We start from the raw sequence: 17,970 nt of genomic DNA, 5'->3' as shown, positions 1-17,970 counted from the left end.
CATGTATCTGCCCCCGCATTTTGCCGAAGACCGGATCGATGTCCTGCACAGCCTGATACAACACCATCCGCTGGCTTGCCTGGTCACTCTGGAAGCGGATGGTCTGACCGCCAACCATATTCCATTTCTGATCATGCCACCCACCGAAGACGCGCCATTTGGCACGCTGCTGGGTCACGTCGCGAAAGCGAATCCGGTCTGGCAAAACACGCAGGAAGTGCTGACGGTATTTCAGGGCACCAGTGCCTATATCACGCCCTCGTGGTACGAAGAAAAACAGCAGACCGGCGCAGTGGTGCCGACCTATAACTATGCGGTTGTTCATGCCCACGGCAGCTTCCAGTCGATCGACAGCAAACCGGAATTTCTGTCCCTGCTAAGTCAGCTGACAAATTACTTTGAATCCGCCCGCCAGCTTCCCTGGAAAATCAGTGATGCACCAAGCGACTACATCGACAACATGATGGAAATGATAGTCGGCATCCGCATCCCCATCACCCGCCTGACCGGAAAATGGAAAACCAGTCAGAACAAATCGGTGCAGACCCGTTCCAACATTGCCGCTGGACTGCGCGAGGGCACAGTAACGGAACAGGCGATGGCCGGCATCATCGAATCCCAGCTGTTTGAGTAGATCACACTCCTGCCGGCCATCAGTGCACTGATCTCAGACTCAGGCGTTACGTTTCAGTATCTCTCGCAGCTTGCCGAATAACTCATCAATATGCTGTTTTTCCAGTATCAGCGGTGGCGACAGGGCAATGATATCTCCGGTAGTCCGGATCAGTACGCCTTCGGCAAAGGCGGTTTTGTAAACTTCCATGGCACGGGCGCCGGGCTTGCCGGGCAAGGATTCCAGCTCAATCGCACCGATCAGTCCGGCATTGCGCAAATCAATCACATACGGCAATCCTTTGAGGGAATGCAGCCCGTCTTCCCAGTAAGCTGTCATGCTCTGGGCATGCTCCAGCACTTTCTCTTCCTTGAAAACGCGCAATGCAGCCAGTCCCGCAGCGCAGGCCAGCGGATGACCGGAATAAGTATAGCCGTGGAATAATTCAATCCCTGCCGGGCCCTGCATCAGGGTGTCATAGATAGCAGGCTTGCTGAATACAGCGCCCATCGGCACCACGCCATTTGTCAGTCCTTTCGCGGTGGTCATCAGGTCTGGTGTCACACCGAAATAATCGCAGGCAAACGGTGTTGCCATGCGTCCGAAACCGGTAATGACTTCATCAAAAATCAGCAGAATGCCATGCTTGTCACATAACTCACGTAATCGCTGCAGGTAATGTTTAGGCGGCAGAATCACGCCTGCCGAGCCGGACAACGGTTCCACGATCACGGCTGCAATGGTGGATGCGTCATGCAGGGTCACCAGCCGTTCGAGTTCATCGGCCAGATGCGCGCCGTATTCCGGCAAGCCGCGACTGAATGCGTTTTTTTCCAGATTATGGGTATGCGGCAGATAATCCACACCGCCCAGCAGATTGCCGAATTGCTTGCGGTTCGCCGACAAACCGCCAACCGACATACCACCAAAACCCACACCATGATAGCCGCGCTCACGGCCAATAAAACGGGTACGTTGTCCTTCGCCGCGGGCGCGGTGATAAGCCAGCACCATTTTCAGCGCGGTATCGACCGCTTCCGAGCCGGAATTCGTATAAAACACCTGGCCGAAACGCCGGCCGCTGTACTCCACCAGCTCCGCCGCCAGCTCAAACGCTGCCGGATGCCCCATCTGGAAGGCGGGCGCATAATCCAGCGTGGCAATCGCCTTCTGCACAGCACGAACAATCACAGGATGAGAATGCCCCAGCGGCACGCACCACAGCCCTGCAGTACCATCCAGAATCTGGCGACCGCTCTGATCGTGGTAATACATGCCGGATGCCGATGCGACGATACGCGGCGCAGCCTTGTAATCCCGGTTCGCGGTAAATGGCATCCAGTATGCATCGAGTTGTTGTTTGTCGGGCATAAACCTCTCCTGAAAATAAGTTGCTGCAATCATAGAACGACGTATCCGTCTCGAAAATCTTCAGCGTACAAGACCTTAGGTAAACAATATCATGTCATCCCCCTTGCTGGCAGCGAAAGCGATACAGGCTAGAGATACATCATGCGGCAGCATCGAGCGACCCGACAATGGGCTGAAAAACCGCTAATCAACCCAGTTTTAATTAAAAAACATGAAAAATAAATAAAACCGTTTGTTTCCTCCCGATGCACCTGTAATGCTGGTTTGGTATGTGGAAAAATACGGTCAGAAATGCAAATGTTTGAAAAATCTGGACTCAATTCTGATAATACGGATGATTCTGCCAGAACAACCTTGTATGCTCGCTCTGTACCGCTCCTTGTTCTGACACGATTGAAAACAGCACTGCACCATGTTGCCGCCAGAATTTCCTGCTGATGAAGACCTGCGACTGAATACGCTCAGAGAATGTCGCCTGCTTGATACCCGGGCCGAAGAGCGCTTTGACCGGCTCACACGCCTGGCACGGCAGATTTTTAAAACAGACATTGCACTCGTTTCCCTGATTGATGCGGATCGTCAATGGTTCAAATCCCGTCAGGGGCTGGATGCGAAACAAACCGGCCGGGATATTTCTTTCTGCGGCCACGCGATTCTCAGCCCTGAGATTTTTCTGATTCCGGATGCCAGCAAAGACCGCCGTTTCTGGGACAACCCGCTGGTGCTGGGAGAGCCGCATATCCGCTTTTACGCAGGAGCGCCCCTGCAGGCCAGCAATGGTCAGCGCATTGGCACACTCTGCATCATCGACCGTGAGCCGAGAGAGTTGGGCCAACAGGATGCAGCCATCCTGCGTGATCTGGCAAATTGTGTCGAACATGAAATCGCCAACGAACTCGCGCAAAGACAACACGATGCCCTGTTGACACTGACCCGCATCACTTCGCTCGCGTTTCAGGATCCGCAAATTCTGCTCAGAAAAACGCTGGCACTGGGTTGCGACTATTTAAAGATGTCCACCGGCGCAATTTCACTGATTTACGGTGACGAACTGGAAATCAAAGCTGCACAGTCTCCGGGTAATTTGATCAAGGAAGGTCAGCGCATCAAGCGCAACCAGACCTATTCCGACTTACTGAACATGGATATGAGCATTGTGTATATCCATCATCTCGGACAAAGCGAGTACCGCGATCATCCCAGCTATCTGCATTTTCAACAGGAGTCCTACATCGGTATTCCCTTACTGCTGGAAGGTGAACGTTACGGCACACTGGCATTTTCCGATGCTTCGCCGCGCAGCGATCTGTTTACTGATGTCGAGATCGAATTCGTCAACTTACTCGGCGACTGGGTCAACAGCACACTGAAAAAAATGACATTGAATCATTCCCTGCAATTGCAACAGCAGATGAATGACATCGTGGCGCGTTCCCAGTCACAATTTATCAAAGGTCAGAATAAGAGGGATGGCTTCAAGAGCCTGTTAACAGATACCCTGCAGTTGAATCAGGGAGAATTCGGCTTCATCTGCGAAGTCATGCATGATCACAATAACCAGCCTTATCTGAAAATACATGCAGTCTTCAATGGTTCCGAGCAACAAGAATACTCAGGAAAACCAGAACGGAAGCCCGTCAAAGAACTGACTTTCGACGCTATCGATACCATCTCCCGCCTGGCGCTCACGACCGGACAGCCGATGTCATATCCATTGGCACAGACGACCGACAGCCAGTTACAAGTACCTGACTGGTATCCGGCAATCCGTCATCTGCTCAGTATTCCGATACATCATGACGGAGTCGTGATTGCGCTCATCACGCTGGCGAATTATCAGAATATCACCGAGGTCAGTCCGACTGAATTTCTACAACCGATTCTGATCACAATCGCACAACTGGTGAATGCGGCAAAGATCCAGCGCCAGCACGAGGAAAGTGAAAAGCGGCTGGCCAATATTATCGAGGGGACCAATATCGGCACCTGGGAATGTCATGTGCCATCGGGTAAAACAGTGCTGAACGAGCGCTGGGCAGAAATGCTGGGATATACGCTGGAGGAATTGTCCCCGACCACAGTCCAGACCTGGCTGGATCTGTGCCATCCGGACGATATGAAAATTTCAGCCAATCTGATTGAACAGCATTTCAAAGGCCAGATTCCGTATTACGATATGATCAGCCGCCTGCGTCATAAAGACGGACATTGGGTCTGGATCAGAGACAGAGGCTGCGTCGTCAGCTGGAGTGCAGATGGTCAACCACTGGTCATGTCAGGCAGCCATCAGGACGTCACGCAGGAAAGGTTGGCGGAAGAAAAACTGGCCCATGCCTATGAATTGCTGGAGCAATCCAATGCCGCCGCCCGTATCGGCACCTGGGAATACGATCTCGACACTCAGCAAATATACTGGAGCAACGTCACCCGGCAGATTCATGAAGTCGATCAGGATTACATTTGTGAATTACAAAATGCGATTACCTTTTATAAACCAGGGAAAAATCGGGAAAGAATTTCCGCCTTGCTGATCAGAGCAGCCCAGGATGGCGAACGTTACGACGACGAGTTTGAAATTATCACTGCCCGCAAAAATGAAAAATGGGTACGTGTGATCGGTTTGCCGCAATGGAAAGATGGCAGGATACAGCGGGTTTACGGCACCTTCCAGGATATCAGTGAAAGCAAGGCGACTGCCATTGCCTTAAAAGAGCAGGCAGCGCAGACGCAAGCAATTCTCGACAATGTGTTGGATGGCATCATCACGGTTGATTACAGAGGCAGGATCGCAGCATATAACAGCGCTGCGGCTAATATTTTTGGCTATCGCCGCAACCAGCTGATCGGCCAGCACTTCAGCGTTCTGCTACCGCCAGATAATGTTCAGGGAGAGCTGAATCCATTCGGTAGCCTGATGAACATCGATGATATGGTTGGTATCTCCCGTGAAATTGAAGCGCGGCGCCAGAATGGGGATGTTTTCCCGCTTGATCTGTCAATTTCGGCCGTCAGGCGTCAAGGGCGTCCTTTGTATATCGGACTGGTGCGCGACATTACGGAGCGCAAGCGGCTGGAGAAAATCAAAAACGAATTCATTGCCACTGTCAGCCATGAATTACGAACACCACTGACCTCGATTTCAGGCGCATTGGGACTGATACTCGGCGGCGCCGCAGGCGGCATGTCGGATAGCATGTCGTCGCTGCTGACCATTGCCAGCAAAAACAGTCAGCGCCTGTCTTTCCTGATTAATGATTTACTGGATATGGAAAAACTCAGTGCCGGGAAAATGCAATTCCATATTCAGCCATTTGAACTGACTGCATTATTGCAGCAAGCCGTTGAAACCAACCTGACCTTCAGCACACAACGGAAAATTCATCTGCAATTACAAAATCCGTTGCCTGAAGTATTCATCGCGGTCGACAGTCAACGCCTGATGCAGATATTGTCCAACCTGCTGTCCAATGCGATTAAATATTCGCCAGAAAACGAAACCGTCCAGATCGCCGCCAAAACTGTTGGCGCTCATGTCCGCATCAACATCAGCGATCATGGCACGGGTATCCCGGAAGAATTTTATCCGCGCATTTTTCAGAAATTTGCACAGGCGGATTCCTCCGATACGCGTCAGAAAGGTGGCACCGGACTAGGGCTGGCGATCTCACGCGAGTTAGTTGAGCAGATGGGCGGAAAGATCAGTTTTGAGTCAATCACTGGACAGGGTTCACATTTTTATATCGACTTCCCGATACTGAAAACACTGGTCAAAACCGCGTGAAATGAAAGACAAAGCTATAATTCAGCCTCACAGCCTCTGGTCTGCGCCTGCACACCGCTCTGCCTGTGACGGATACGCGGTCCTGGTAAAAACAGGCGGTACCGGACTGATCCACTTTTGATTGATTGACGGCTTCATGATAGTTCTCGGTGTTGAATCTTCCTGCGATGAAACAGGATTGGCGCTTTACGATACGGAGCGCGGCTTGCTGGCGCATGCCCTGCATTCGCAGATTGCCATGCATCAGGAATATGGCGGCGTCGTGCCTGAGCTGGCGTCACGCGACCATATCCGCCGCACCCTGCCCCTGTTTCATCAGACACTGCAGCAAGCTGCAATGACACAGGAGCAGATTGATGCGATTGCCTACACCCAGGGACCGGGCCTGGCCGGTGCGCTGCTGGTCGGCGCATCATTTGCCTGCGGCCTCGGGATGGCACTCGATAAACCGCTGCTTGGCGTGCATCATCTCGAAGGGCATCTGCTGTCGCCTTTGCTGGCCAGCACGCCACCTGAATTTCCGTTTGTGGCATTGCTCGTTTCAGGCGGTCATACGCAACTGATGCGGGTCGATGGCGTCGGTCAGTACACGCTGCTGGGTGAAACGCTGGACGACGCCGCAGGCGAAGCCTTTGATAAATCCGCCAAGCTGTTGGGGTTGCCCTATCCCGGCGGGGCTGCCATTTCTTTACTGGCAGAACAGGGAAACCCGGCAATTCATCAGTTTCCGCGCCCGATGCTGCATTCCAAAGATTTTAATTTCAGTTTTTCCGGGCTCAAAACTGCGGTGCTGACCGCAGTTAAAAAATATCCGGAACCAATCAGCGACACCGACAAAGCGAATGTGGCACGCGGCTTTGTCGATGCCATCATCGACGTACTGACAGCGAAGTGTATAAGCGCATTGAAACAGACTGGTCTCAAACGTCTGGTGATCGCCGGCGGTGTAGGCGCCAACCGCCAGTTGCGCACGGCACTGAACGCGGCTGCGGCCAGAAAGCGTTTTCAGGTGTTTTATCCGGAACTCGAATTCTGCACCGATAATGGTGCCATGATCGCTTTTGCCGGCGCGATGCGGCTCAAAAAAAATCCCGCTCTGGCGACGCGGGACTATGGTTTCAATGTGCGACCACGCTGGCCGCTGCATGAGCTGAGCGCCGCTTAAATAGTCGCAGATTCAGTACGGAAACCCATTCATCTAACCATCAATGTAACCGCCCATGCCATCGCCTATTGGCAAATAGACGATGAGACAATGATGGATTCATTACGAATACATTCATCGGGCGACATTATTTTTTCTTGCTGCCGATCCGGCTTTCTTTGCCCGCCATGAGATTGCCGATATTCTGGCGATGCCGGTAGACCAACAAACCGCTCATGACAAATACCGCCAGCATCATCACATCCGGGCCAAACAGAAAACCATAATACAGCGGTGCAAACACTGCAGCCACCAGTGCTGCCAGCGAAGAATAGCGAAACGCAAACGCCACGATCAGCCAGGTAGCCAGCGTTGCCAACCCCAGCCAGACATTGATGCCGATCAGTATGCCGGCCGCCGTTGCCACACCTTTACCGCCGACGAACCTGAAAAACACTGGCCATAAATGTCCCAGAAATACCGCAACGGCCACCAGCGCAATGCTCGCAGTATCGAGTCCGAACTGCTCTGCATAATGATTCGCCAGCCAGACGGCAAACCAGCCTTTGGCCGCGTCGCCTAAGAGCGTCAGCACTGCTGCAGCCTTATTGCCGCTGCGAAGTACGTTGGTGGCGCCAGGGTTTTTGGAACCATAAGTACGCGGATCAGACAGCCCCAGTAAGCGACTGACGACGACGGCAAACGATACCGAGCCAATCAGATAAGCCAGCACCACCGCTAAAATTGTATTCATTTTTATTCCGATCTGAACATGGAAAGGCCAATATACTCCCCTCCAGTATTAAAAATATGCACTTATTTTACAAGGAGTAGAAAGCGATTTTCTCACATACTCCCATGAAAAACTTACTTTACCTACTCTTCCAGAGCACATTCCACAGCACGCGCCTGCAACAGGCTTGTCAGCAGCGCAGGCGCAATGCCGACCAGATACCCACGCCGTCCGCCATTGATATAAATCGTTGGCAGCGCCAGAATACTCTGCTCGACATACACCGGCATCTGCTTGCGGATGCCAAACGGCGACGTGCCGCCCACCAGATAGCCGGAATGTTTTTGCGCGATCTCCGGCTTGCACGGCTCGACGGATTTACAACCGATCTGGCGCGCCAGATTTTTGGTCGATACTTTACGGTCGCCATGCATCAGGACAATCAGCGGCTTAGCGGCTTCATCCTGCATGACGAGGGTTTTCACAACGGTATGCTCATCGACGCCGAGCTCACGGGCCGACACGGATGTGCCGCCATGCTCTTCATATCTGTAAGGATGCTCGGTGAAAACGGCCTGATGCTTACGCAAAAACTGGGTCGCCTGTGTTTCAGAAACATGCTCTTTCTTAGCCAAAATCTGACCTCATGGACAAGTAATTCAGGTCACAGATTATAGCGGCAGCCTGCAGGCTAATGCGAATATTCCGGTACAGACAACACCGCAGCGCCGGATATGCAGCGCCCTGAACCTGTCATGTCAAAAAAAATCCGGCAAACCTGCTTGCCGGATTCGGATAACGCCATCCCCGTAAACAGGATGGCAAGCTGATTCAGCTTACATTCTTATTTTTTTCCAGCAGAAGCACCATCACCGATGTAGCGATCAACAAAGCGCAACACCATTTCGCCCCACTTGATGCGGTTACTCTCGCGGTACCAGTTGTGCTCCTCGCCGACCATGACCACCCACTCCACGGTATTACCCTGCGCCAGCAATTTATCGCGCATCTTTTCGCCGTGGATTAACGGCACACGTACGTCCTCGCTGCCATAGCCCATCAGTACCGGCGCCTTGATCTTGTCTGCGTTACCGATAGCAGAAACCTTGGTGAAGTAAGCCTCGTCCGTTTTCGGATCACCGTGCATCAACACCCCCAAGTTATCCATGTAAGGCCCGGACATATCGGACCAGGTGACGGTAAACAGCATCTTCACATCAGTCACGCCGACCCAGTTAACGCCGCACTTATACAGATCAGGATCTTTGATCAGGCCGTACATGGTCGCATAACCGCCATAACTCGCGCCGATGATGCAGACACGGTCTTTATCCACAATTCCCTGCTTCACCAGTGCATTCACACCGTCAGTGATATCGTCCTGCATCGCCAGTCCCCACTGCTTCCAGCCTGCCTTGTGGTGCGCCCAGCCAAAGCCGGTGGACATCCGGAACTGCGGCTGCAACACGGCATAACCGCGGGATGCCAGCATCTGGGTCATCGGGTTATAACCAAACTCATCACGTGCGTGAGGCCCGCCATGCACATAGGCGATCAGCGGTAATTTTTTGGCGTCTTTTCCTTCAGGCAAAGTCAGGTAGGCAGGAATCGTCAGGCCATCCCGCGCCTTGTAATCGATGAATTTGGTTTCGGATAATTTTTTCCCTTCGAGCTCAGGCTTCATCACGTACAGAGGTTCGATAGTTTTCTTTTCACTATCGTAAAAATACACGCTGCCGGGATTGTTCGCCCCCCGGGTGACCACCACCACGTTTTTCCCGCTCCACTGAAAACTCACGTCCTGCCCCGGAAAACTGGCGCGCAGGGCCGCATCCAGCCGGGCGTAATCCTCATCAAAGAAAATGGTTTCCTGTTTCATGGCATCGACCAAAACACCGACGATCTTTTTACGGCGCTCGTCAAAACGAACGGTATCCACGTCAGCCAGCGCGTGATCCGCCAGCATTTCACCAGGTGCCTGTTTTGCAAAGTCCCACAGATATACGGCTTCCTTATCCCGGGTATGGAAACGTCCGGCGACCAGCATTGCCTTGTTGTCGAAATCAAAGCCCAGAACCCGCATGCCCTGTCCTTCATCAACATAGGCCTGATAAATATTTTTCCACGGCGCATCGGCATTGTCACGGTAATAGACGGTCTGTTTAATACGCTTACTGTCCGGCTCCACATCCAGCGCCAGCCCGACCCGTACCACATGCTGATGATCCAGCACCCAACTCGTGACCTTGCCCGGATTATTAAATGTCAGCAGCGTTGTACGGCCAGTCGTGGTGTCGAGCTGAAACACGTCGGAAGCCCCCAGCTTGGTATCGCGGCCACGCTCATTGTTGACCACAATCAGATCATTCGACGTTTCACTGACGCGGGAAAGCAGCGCATAAGGCTTATAAGGAATATTATTTGCCATCGCCTCTTTGACCGTCGGCGTCAGCTTACGAAAGCGGGAACCGTCAATATTCACCGCAAATAATCCGCCGCCTTTCTGTTCTTCATAAACCGCGTCGCTGCCTTTGCTGAGACTGAATACCAGACGTTCGTTATTCACCCAGGCCGGATTGACCACATCCCAGTCAGGATCAGAGGCAATCACTTTCGGTGTGCGCGAATCGAGCCGGATAATCGCGAGAACAAAACGTCCGTTCCTGGGTGTCAGAACAGCCATGCTCTGTCCGTCGGGTGACAATACAGGACTGCCGCTATATTGTGCTTTTTTGAAAAAATCGGCGACCGGAATTGTTGTATCTGCATGCGCCAGCGGCATCAGACCGGTCATGCCCAGCGCCAGACAAAGACGCAAGATCAATTGTGCTTTACGTTTCATAAATTCTCCTGTTTCTACAGACTCCGGACTAAGCGTTGATCTTTTCCCTTGCCTGAACAGGAAAAAGCAACGTGTCCGCAGAAAAAAATAACGCCGGAATCACATATCCCGGCGTTATCTGCTGCAGTCCGTTTATTTAAACTTATAGTCAGCAGTCAGCATGAAATAGCGGCCAACTGTGCTGTGTAACGATGATGCTGCCACAGCTTGCGCAGATGTTGGACTCGGTGCAAATGGCGGCATACGGTCGAAAATATTCCGGATTGCAAAACTCAGCTTCAAGTTTTTGTATAAACCGGAATAGCTGCCACCCACATTGAACGTCGTGAACGATCCGATATCGCCGCACAGATTGGCATAACCCTGCGTCTCAAACGTACATGGCTGGGTAAAGTCATCTTTCGCCGACATGTGACCCACATGCACGGCATCCACCGACGCTTTCCATGCTGCTTTTTCCCAACCCAGCCCCAGATTGGCGATGATGCGCGGCTGGCCACGGGAACCGGCATACTCAATCATTTCAGTATCCGGAGCAGGTGCCGATTTATAGGAATGGTTATAGGTCAATTGCAACGATGGCGTCAGACGGCCATATTCCCCGGCATTAAACTTGCCGTGCAAAGCCACATCCACGCCACGTACCTGAGTCTGTGCAATATTGGTCAGCAGCAAACGCAGGTTTGTGATTTCACCGGCAGTGGCACCGGCAGCCTGATCGGCCGCGGTCAGCGGTGAGCGTGTCACGATGGCCGCTGGGTTACCAGCATAGCGCCCCGGATTATTCAGCACAGTTGCCAGATCAAAGGTGGAAATTTCATCCTTACGCTTGATCTGCCAGAAATCGACGGTCGCATCAAACCAGGTCGTCGGTTCCCAGACCAGGCCCAGTGTGAAGCTGTCGGCGGTTTCCGGTTTCAGATCGGGATTGGAACCGCTTTCATACGGGCTGCTCCACTGACATCCGGCCAGGAAGGTTGCATTACAACGTGCCGGATCGCGGTAGGACAGATACGCCTTCTTGATCTGGGAAGAATTTTCCACCAGCGTCGGCGCACGGAAACCGGTGGCATAGGTACCGCGCAATACCAGTTCCGGTGTGACTGTCCATTTCAATCCGAGCTTCGGTGTGGTTGAACTACCGTAATCAGAATATTTATCATAGCGTGCCGCCAGAGATGCTTCGACATTTTTCAGCAACGGCGCGTTCAACTCTGTGTATACCGAACCGATATTGCGGGAGCGGGTATAGCCTGGCTCAGACTGCGCCCAGTGATACAGCTCACCCGCCACTGCCAGAGCAGAAGGATTGACTTCCAGCGTTTCACGCCGGACTTCCGTACCAACCGCGACGGATAACGGGCCGGCTGGCAATTGCATCAGCTCGCCGGTGATTTTTCCATCCCACAGATACAACGCCGATTTAAAGTTGCTGGAAGAGTCGGTGACGATCTGCTTGAGCAAATCGGCATTCTGTGCGGAGCCGCCAAACAGGAAGGTTCCGTTTTTATAGGCATTGATAAACGGTGTTTTCAAAATGCCGCTGCTGGCCTTGGAATCAACTGTGCTGGTGTTATACATCAACGCAGATTCCCAATCCCAGTTTGCGACAGTCCCCTTGATACCTGCCAGATAACGGCCAAACACAGTCGTATTTTCCAGCCCCTGTCCCGGGAAATCGTTCAGCGAAGCACGCACGCGCACTGTGCCATTGCCGCCGGCCAGTGTTTTACCGGTCACCGGATTAATCAGATCTTTCGGATATTGTGGATGCGTGATCGGCAAGGCCGGCGTGTCCAGTCCGTTCTGCCCGGCGAACCAGTGTGGCACTCCTGAAACGGTCGCCTTGTTCTGATTAATCATGACCTCTGCAAATGCTTCGGTCGTTGCATTGATCTGCCAGGTACCGCGGCTGGTAAAACCGACCCGGTCAGTTTTACCGGCGGAGTTATATTTGCTGTCCTTCAGGTCATCAAATACGCAAACCGTTCCCATCGAATTCGCACCGAATATGGTCTGCGCAGGAACCAGACGGTCTGCCGGGCAATTCTGATCCAGCGTGCGGGTCACAAATTTTCCGGTTGCCTTATCAGTCCAGTACAGATTGCCAGGGAAAGTATAGATAGAACGATTGTCTTTATAACCGTAAGGACGCAGGTCTTCCGTACTCAGATAACCATCGCGTTTATTGATATACATCGGCTTGACCTGACGCACATCCAGCGTGGCATATACATTGTAGTGATCTTCCACCAGACTGCCGAAGCCATAGCTGACGGTTGAACGGAGCTGCTCACCGTCGCTGCGTTGCGACTGGGCATAAGAGCCGCTGATTTCAGCACCCTGGAAATTATTGCGCAGAATGATGTTGACCACGCCGGCCATCGCTTCCGAACCATAAATCGCGGAAGCACCATCTTTCAGGATTTCAATCCGTTCCACCGCACCGATCGGGACCGAGTTCAGATCCACAAACGTGGTCTGATATTCTGGCTGCGCATAAGGCGCAAGACGGCGACCATTGATCAGCACCAGCGTCGCCTGACTACCGATACCACGCAGATTCAGGCCGGCAGCACCTGCCGTAAAGCCGTTCGTACGATTCTCGTCAATCCCGCCGATGTTTGCAGATACCGTCCGCAAAACATCATTCAGAGATGTCGCGCCGCTGCGGACGATTTCATCCTTGGTAATGATCTGAATCGGGGATGCTGTTTCAATATTGACCCGCTTGATATTAGAACCTGTGATTTCCACTTTATGCACAGGCACCCCATCATTTTTCTTTGCATCTTCCTTCGAGATTGCGTCCTGCCCCAGCGCAGTCCCTGCGATAGAACACAAACCGATACCAGCCAATGCCACTGTGAGACGTCGTAGTTTCATGAATTACCTTTCTTCTGTTTTATTTATTAAGTAACAAGCTACTTTCACCACAAACTCAGGGTGAATATCCTTACACACCACTACTTCTCTTCATACTGACATCGCTGAACCGCAGTAACCTCAAACTGCCTCATAACTATTTCAGCAACACCAAAGGTGCGCGCAAGAATCCCAATTATGATTCGTAACAGAATGTCATTTAATGTTTTTTTAAATTCTTTAAAAGGCAATTTTTTCTGAAAACGCTGGATAGTAATTGATTATTTTGATTTAAAACAAAAAAATGATTTTTAACTAAAAAATTAAAGAAATGACCAAATAAATCACTAAAAATGTATTTATTTATATCGTTTTTACTTAATGATTAGTCTTGTTGTTTTCATACAAATCGCCCGTTTTTCGTCACATTTAAAAAAATGGTTGAAACAATACGATACTTTCTAAAAGTACATAAATTAATCAATGAAATTTTTTAATTCATATTTTATTGAAAATTTTTTTTCATTTTTTATGAAACACTGATCTGTTTCATCAAATCGACAATTTAAATTTTCAACATTTCACCAATCCTAATTTAAATTTGATTAACACCCCAAAAAGCCATGACAATTTCACACCAATACAACGCATAAATTTCATATTAATCAATAAATTTCAAAAATTGATTAAAAATACTTTCATTTGAGTGTCAAATAAATAATTTTATTTGCAAATGATTATTGCATTTCTTTTTGCCATTATTTTTTGAATTTAAATATATAAAAGCCATATTGAATAATGGGAAAGATTTTTTTAAATAATTTTTGGAAATATTATTTCATTTGAACTCTTTTTTTCGATTTTAAACAAGATCTCAATAAGAAAAATATTTTACAAAAATGTCGTTCACAAACAACGTCATGTCACCCTAATGTAACAAAAGCTTTCAACTTATTCCGTTTTGTTTACATAATTAACTCACACTTGATTTAAAAATTTTCATTTTTTAAGCCCGACATTTCCCACTGATGCTTTGACTGCCTGCACTTCCCGATGAGTGCACGGGATGCTCTTTTTGCTTTATCAGTACTCAGAACGCCAACAATGCAGGTGCACAAGTGTCCTTGTTGTTTTTATTAACTCTCAGGAGTCACTCATAATGATTTTTAAAGAAAAAACAAGCGTGCAATCGGTACGCTTTGCGCTCGGCGTGTTAGCCGGTTCAGCCTTGCTGAGCAGTGCGGTTCAGGCGCAGGAAGCTCACAACGATGCCAAAGTCCAGAAGATTGAAATCACCGGCTCGAACATCAAGCGCTCTGACAAGGAAGGTACTTCCCCAATTCAGACCATCACAGCAAAAGACATCAAGGAAAGCGGTGCCATATGACTCTGGGTCTGAACATTGCAAATATCATGGATACCAAAGCACCATACTATCCAACAACAACAGCAGCCACGATTGCTCAGGGTTACAACTCAACGCTGCATAACAATACCGGTCGTTATTTCCGCGTCACAGCGAAATATACTTTCCGTTAATTGTTCACCCTTGCTGTATAAACAAATGCCCCGTTATGCGGGGCGTTTGTTTTTTGACGATCTGTTTTCTGATGGAACATCATCATCTCATCCGACCATCAGATGAAGCGCTAAATTATCCGCGTGGATGATGCACTGCATGCAGCTGTTTCAGGCGTTCCTTCGCGACATAGGTGTAAATCTGGGTGGTGGATATATCCGAATGCCCCAGCAAAAGCTGTACTACCCGTAAATCAGCGCCATGATTCAGCAGATGGGTAGCAAAAGCGTGACGCAAGGTATGCGGCGACAAAGCCTGGGTAATCCCTGCCTGTACAGCATATTTTTTGATGAGTATCCAGAACATCTGGCGTGTCATGCCCCCCCCCCTTGCCGTCACAAACAGGGCATCCGACACCTGGCCGCCGAGTATTGCCGGTCTGGCCTCACGTAAATAGCGTTCCAGCCAGACGCGCGCCTGTTCACCAAAAGGAATCAGCCTGGTCTTATTACCTTTGCCGGTGACGCGCAGTACACCGTCGTTCAGCCCCAATTCCACCGATTGCAGTCCCACCAGTTCTGAAACCCGCAAGCCGCAGGCATACAGCAACTCCAGCATCGTCCGGTCACGAATCCCTAGCGACGTATCTTCCGGTGCCTGCAATAATGCCACCACCTGCTCCTCACTCAGACTGTGCGGCAAACGCAGCGCTTGTTTGGCGGCCCGCAGGCGGGTACAAGGATTCACCCGGATATGGTTCTGACGCAGGGCCAGCGCATAAAAACGTTTCAGTGCGCTCAGCCGCCGGTTGGCGGAAGTCGCCTTTGACACGTCACGGCAGCTGGCGGTGTAATCGCTGAGGTCCTGCGGTTGCGCCTCGTACAGGTGTTTGCCGGTATGCGCATGCAACCAGCCGGCAAACAGACGCAGATCACGCCGGTAAGCATCGATGGAATTTTTTGCCAGACCGTCTTCCAGCCAGATGCTGTCGCAAAATTCGTCAATCTGGGCAGTGATGCTGTCCGGCAGCACGGCGGCGGTATCGGGAAGAGATTTTTTCACACAACTGGCACGATCAGTAACGGGCAAAGACACCTCTCAGGCGGATTGCGGCAGATATGCTGTTACGCCCTCATGAGCCAGCAGCCAGCGCTTGATGCCGAGATGATATCCGTTTTCATCATCGTCATGCGCAAAGCCACCGAGTCCGCCTGCAGCAGTCACCCGATGACAGGGAATCACCAAGGGATACCAGTTTGCGCCACAGGCTTGCCCCACCGCCCTTGGAGCGGAGCGGATCTGGCGGGCAATCTGCCCGTAAGTCAGCACTTCACCGCGTGGAATGGATGAAATGCCCTGCCAGACACGGCGCTGAAATTCTGTTCCTGCCGGCTTTAATGGTAATTGGAAGCGGAAATCAGGATCGTCCAGATAGTATTCAACCTGTCGCATGACCTGCTCAGATAAAGCGTCTTCCGGTGCTTTTTCGGTAAACCGTGGCGGCAAATACACCAGTTCACTGACCATATTCTGCTCGACACGGATACCGAGGGCACCGAACGGCGCTTCGAGAATGGCTGAGAAAATAGGAAAATCCTGCCGCATCACATCCTCTTATTTCTTTTTACCAATGGAATTTATCAGTATAAACGCAGCTGGCGGCCATCAAAGAAAAAGGCGCATCATCGATGCGCCTTGTAAGCATGTTTCGCGTTTTCGGCTGTTTAGTTTCTGTGTCTGCACAGCACTCAGCTTTTAATAAAAACGCGCGTCTCCTCATTACACGGCATTCATACCGTTTTTTTGCACTACCGCCTTTTAATCTTGTGACCCGCCTGTCCATCAACTGCGCAGAATATAGCATGTGAACCGGCACCTGACAAAACAAAAGCAACGCAAAACTTTCTATCTGTTGCAGATATGTAAAACGCATTTGTAGAAATGGAAAATGTGATAGCAAATTATAGTTTCCCGTTGGTAATTATTTATAAATTAATCCAGCTGGCATCCGTCATTGGCTGCACACCAAAATCAGCAGAAGAGATTCAAATATGGCATTACGGCAGCCGGTTTTTTATTTCACACCCAGTCTGGCTGCTTCTTTGTTGACATTGGCAATCAGCTCTTTACCGATACGCAATTCCATGGCCGTTTGCACCGGCAACAGGGCTTTACGCCATTCGGCTTTTTCCTGATCATTCAGCGTATAAATCGTCGTTTTTCCGGAGCGTCGCACTGCTTCCAGCGCATTGTCATTTTCCTGCTGCGCAATCGCGTTGGCGTATTTGGTCGCCATTTTCATGGCGCCATCAAGTTCGGTACGGATATCGGCAGGCAAGCCATCCCAGAATTTCCTGTTCACGATCACGGCGTACCCAAGATAGCCATGATTGGTCAGCGTCACGTACTTCTGTACTTCGTGCATTTTTTGCGTGTACAGGTTGGAAGGCGGATTTTCTGTGCCATCCACCACCCCCGTCCGCAGCGCCTGATACACCTCGGAAAAAGCCAGTACCTGCGGACTGGCATTGAGCGCACGCATTTGCGTATCGAGCACCTTGGAAGACTGAATCCGGAGTTTCAGCCCTTTCATGTCAGACGGCAGATGAATCGGCTTGTTCGCCGACATGACTTTAAATCCGTTGTCCCAGAAAGCCAGACCGGTAATGCCCTTCGATTCCAGTTTTTTCAGCAGGTCTTTGCCAATCGGTCCTTCCGTCACGCTGTACAGCACTTCTTTGGACGGAAAAATATAAGGCAGATCAAACACTTCAAATTCCTTGACCCCGAGCGGTCCGAATTTCGCCAGCGAAGGCGCCAGCATCTGCACTGCCCCCAGTTGCAGGGCTTCGAGTTCTTCCTTGTCCTTATACAGGGAGCTATTGGGATAAAGCTCTACCTTCACGCGGCCTTTGGTCGCTTTTTCAGCGAGTTCTTTAAACCGCTCCGCCGCTTTGCCTTTCGGCGTATCACTGGCAACCACATGGCTGAATTTGATCACGATCGGCGACTGGGCAAATACCATGTTGCTGATCAGCAGACCGGCCAGAAAAAGGCCCGGCAAAGATCTGATTTTCATGCACGTCCCCGTATGAATGACGA

The 17,970-nt window shown here is 50.7% G+C and carries 13 protein-coding genes; 5 read left to right on the top strand and 8 right to left on the bottom strand.

What is annotated here, in order from left to right; genetic code table 11:
- The first annotated feature begins 1 nt into the window (after position 1).
- Positions 2-634 carry an FMN-binding negative transcriptional regulator gene (locus tag HV832_RS14575; protein WP_176804585.1) on the top strand — a complete coding sequence of 211 codons (633 nt, stop codon included), beginning with the start codon at positions 2-4 and terminating at the stop codon, positions 632-634.
- 39 nt (positions 635-673) lie between these two features.
- Here the strand turns inward: HV832_RS14575 and aptA are convergent, their stop codons facing one another.
- Positions 674-1,984 carry an omega-aminotransferase AptA gene (gene aptA, locus HV832_RS14570; protein ID WP_176804584.1) on the bottom strand — a complete coding sequence of 437 codons (1,311 nt, stop codon included), beginning with the start codon at positions 1,982-1,984 and terminating at the stop codon, positions 674-676.
- 412 nt (positions 1,985-2,396) lie between these two features.
- Here aptA and HV832_RS14565 point away from each other — a divergent pair, with 412 nt between their 5' ends.
- Positions 2,397-5,765, top strand: a complete 3,369-nt coding sequence (locus tag HV832_RS14565; protein WP_176804583.1) for a PAS domain S-box protein — start codon at positions 2,397-2,399, stop codon at positions 5,763-5,765.
- A gap of 136 nt (positions 5,766-5,901) precedes the next feature.
- Complete coding sequence (gene tsaD, locus HV832_RS14560; RefSeq protein ID WP_176804582.1) at positions 5,902-6,930, top strand: tRNA (adenosine(37)-N6)-threonylcarbamoyltransferase complex transferase subunit TsaD; 1,029 nt, start codon at positions 5,902-5,904, stop codon at positions 6,928-6,930.
- Positions 6,931-7,057: 127 nt separating this feature from the next.
- Here tsaD and plsY read toward each other — a convergent pair whose 3' ends face one another.
- From plsY to HV832_RS14540, 4 genes are all read right to left on the bottom strand, one after another.
- Positions 7,058-7,663 carry a glycerol-3-phosphate 1-O-acyltransferase PlsY gene (gene plsY, locus HV832_RS14555; protein ID WP_176804581.1) on the bottom strand — a complete coding sequence of 202 codons (606 nt, stop codon included), beginning with the start codon at positions 7,661-7,663 and terminating at the stop codon, positions 7,058-7,060.
- Positions 7,664-7,785: 122 nt separating this feature from the next.
- Positions 7,786-8,277 carry a Cys-tRNA(Pro) deacylase gene (ybaK, locus tag HV832_RS14550; RefSeq protein ID WP_176804580.1) on the bottom strand — a complete coding sequence of 164 codons (492 nt, stop codon included), beginning with the start codon at positions 8,275-8,277 and terminating at the stop codon, positions 7,786-7,788.
- Between the two features lie 209 nt (positions 8,278-8,486).
- Entirely contained in the window at positions 8,487-10,484 is a 1,998-nt protein-coding gene (locus HV832_RS14545; RefSeq protein WP_176804579.1) for a S9 family peptidase, read from the bottom strand.
- Between the two features lie 132 nt (positions 10,485-10,616).
- Positions 10,617-13,370: a TonB-dependent receptor gene (locus tag HV832_RS14540; protein ID WP_176804578.1), complete on the bottom strand. Its 2,754-nt coding sequence runs from the start codon at positions 13,368-13,370 to the stop codon at positions 10,617-10,619.
- 1,138 nt (positions 13,371-14,508) lie between these two features.
- Here HV832_RS14540 and HV832_RS14535 point away from each other — a divergent pair.
- Both HV832_RS14535 and HV832_RS17525 read left to right on the top strand, forming a co-directional pair.
- Positions 14,509-14,736 carry a hypothetical protein gene (locus HV832_RS14535; RefSeq protein WP_176804577.1) on the top strand — a complete coding sequence of 76 codons (228 nt, stop codon included), beginning with the start codon at positions 14,509-14,511 and terminating at the stop codon, positions 14,734-14,736.
- A gap of 26 nt (positions 14,737-14,762) precedes the next feature.
- The gene (locus tag HV832_RS17525; protein WP_263398764.1) at positions 14,763-14,888 is read left to right on the top strand and encodes a hypothetical protein; all 126 of its coding nucleotides are present in this window, start codon (positions 14,763-14,765) and stop codon (positions 14,886-14,888) included.
- Between the two features lie 115 nt (positions 14,889-15,003).
- Here HV832_RS17525 and xerD read toward each other — a convergent pair whose 3' ends face one another.
- From xerD to HV832_RS14520, 3 genes are all read right to left on the bottom strand, one after another.
- Entirely contained in the window at positions 15,004-15,930 is a 927-nt protein-coding gene (gene xerD, locus HV832_RS14530) for a site-specific tyrosine recombinase XerD (RefSeq protein ID WP_399311377.1), read from the bottom strand.
- A 36-nt stretch (positions 15,931-15,966) separates the two neighbouring features.
- Complete coding sequence (locus HV832_RS14525) at positions 15,967-16,473, bottom strand: methylated-DNA--[protein]-cysteine S-methyltransferase (RefSeq protein WP_176804576.1); 507 nt, start codon at positions 16,471-16,473, stop codon at positions 15,967-15,969.
- A gap of 469 nt (positions 16,474-16,942) precedes the next feature.
- Positions 16,943-17,947, bottom strand: a complete 1,005-nt coding sequence (locus HV832_RS14520; protein WP_176804575.1) for a TRAP transporter substrate-binding protein — start codon at positions 17,945-17,947, stop codon at positions 16,943-16,945.
- Positions 17,948-17,970: the final 23 nt, after the last annotated feature.

This window comes from Cognatundibacterium oligocarboniphilum, from assembly GCF_013377855.1.
GTDB classification, from domain to species: Bacteria; Pseudomonadota; Gammaproteobacteria; order Burkholderiales; family Burkholderiaceae_D; genus Undibacterium; species Undibacterium oligocarboniphilum.
Note: the sequence above shows the minus strand (reverse complement) of the source record. Positions and strands in the feature narration are given on the sequence as shown.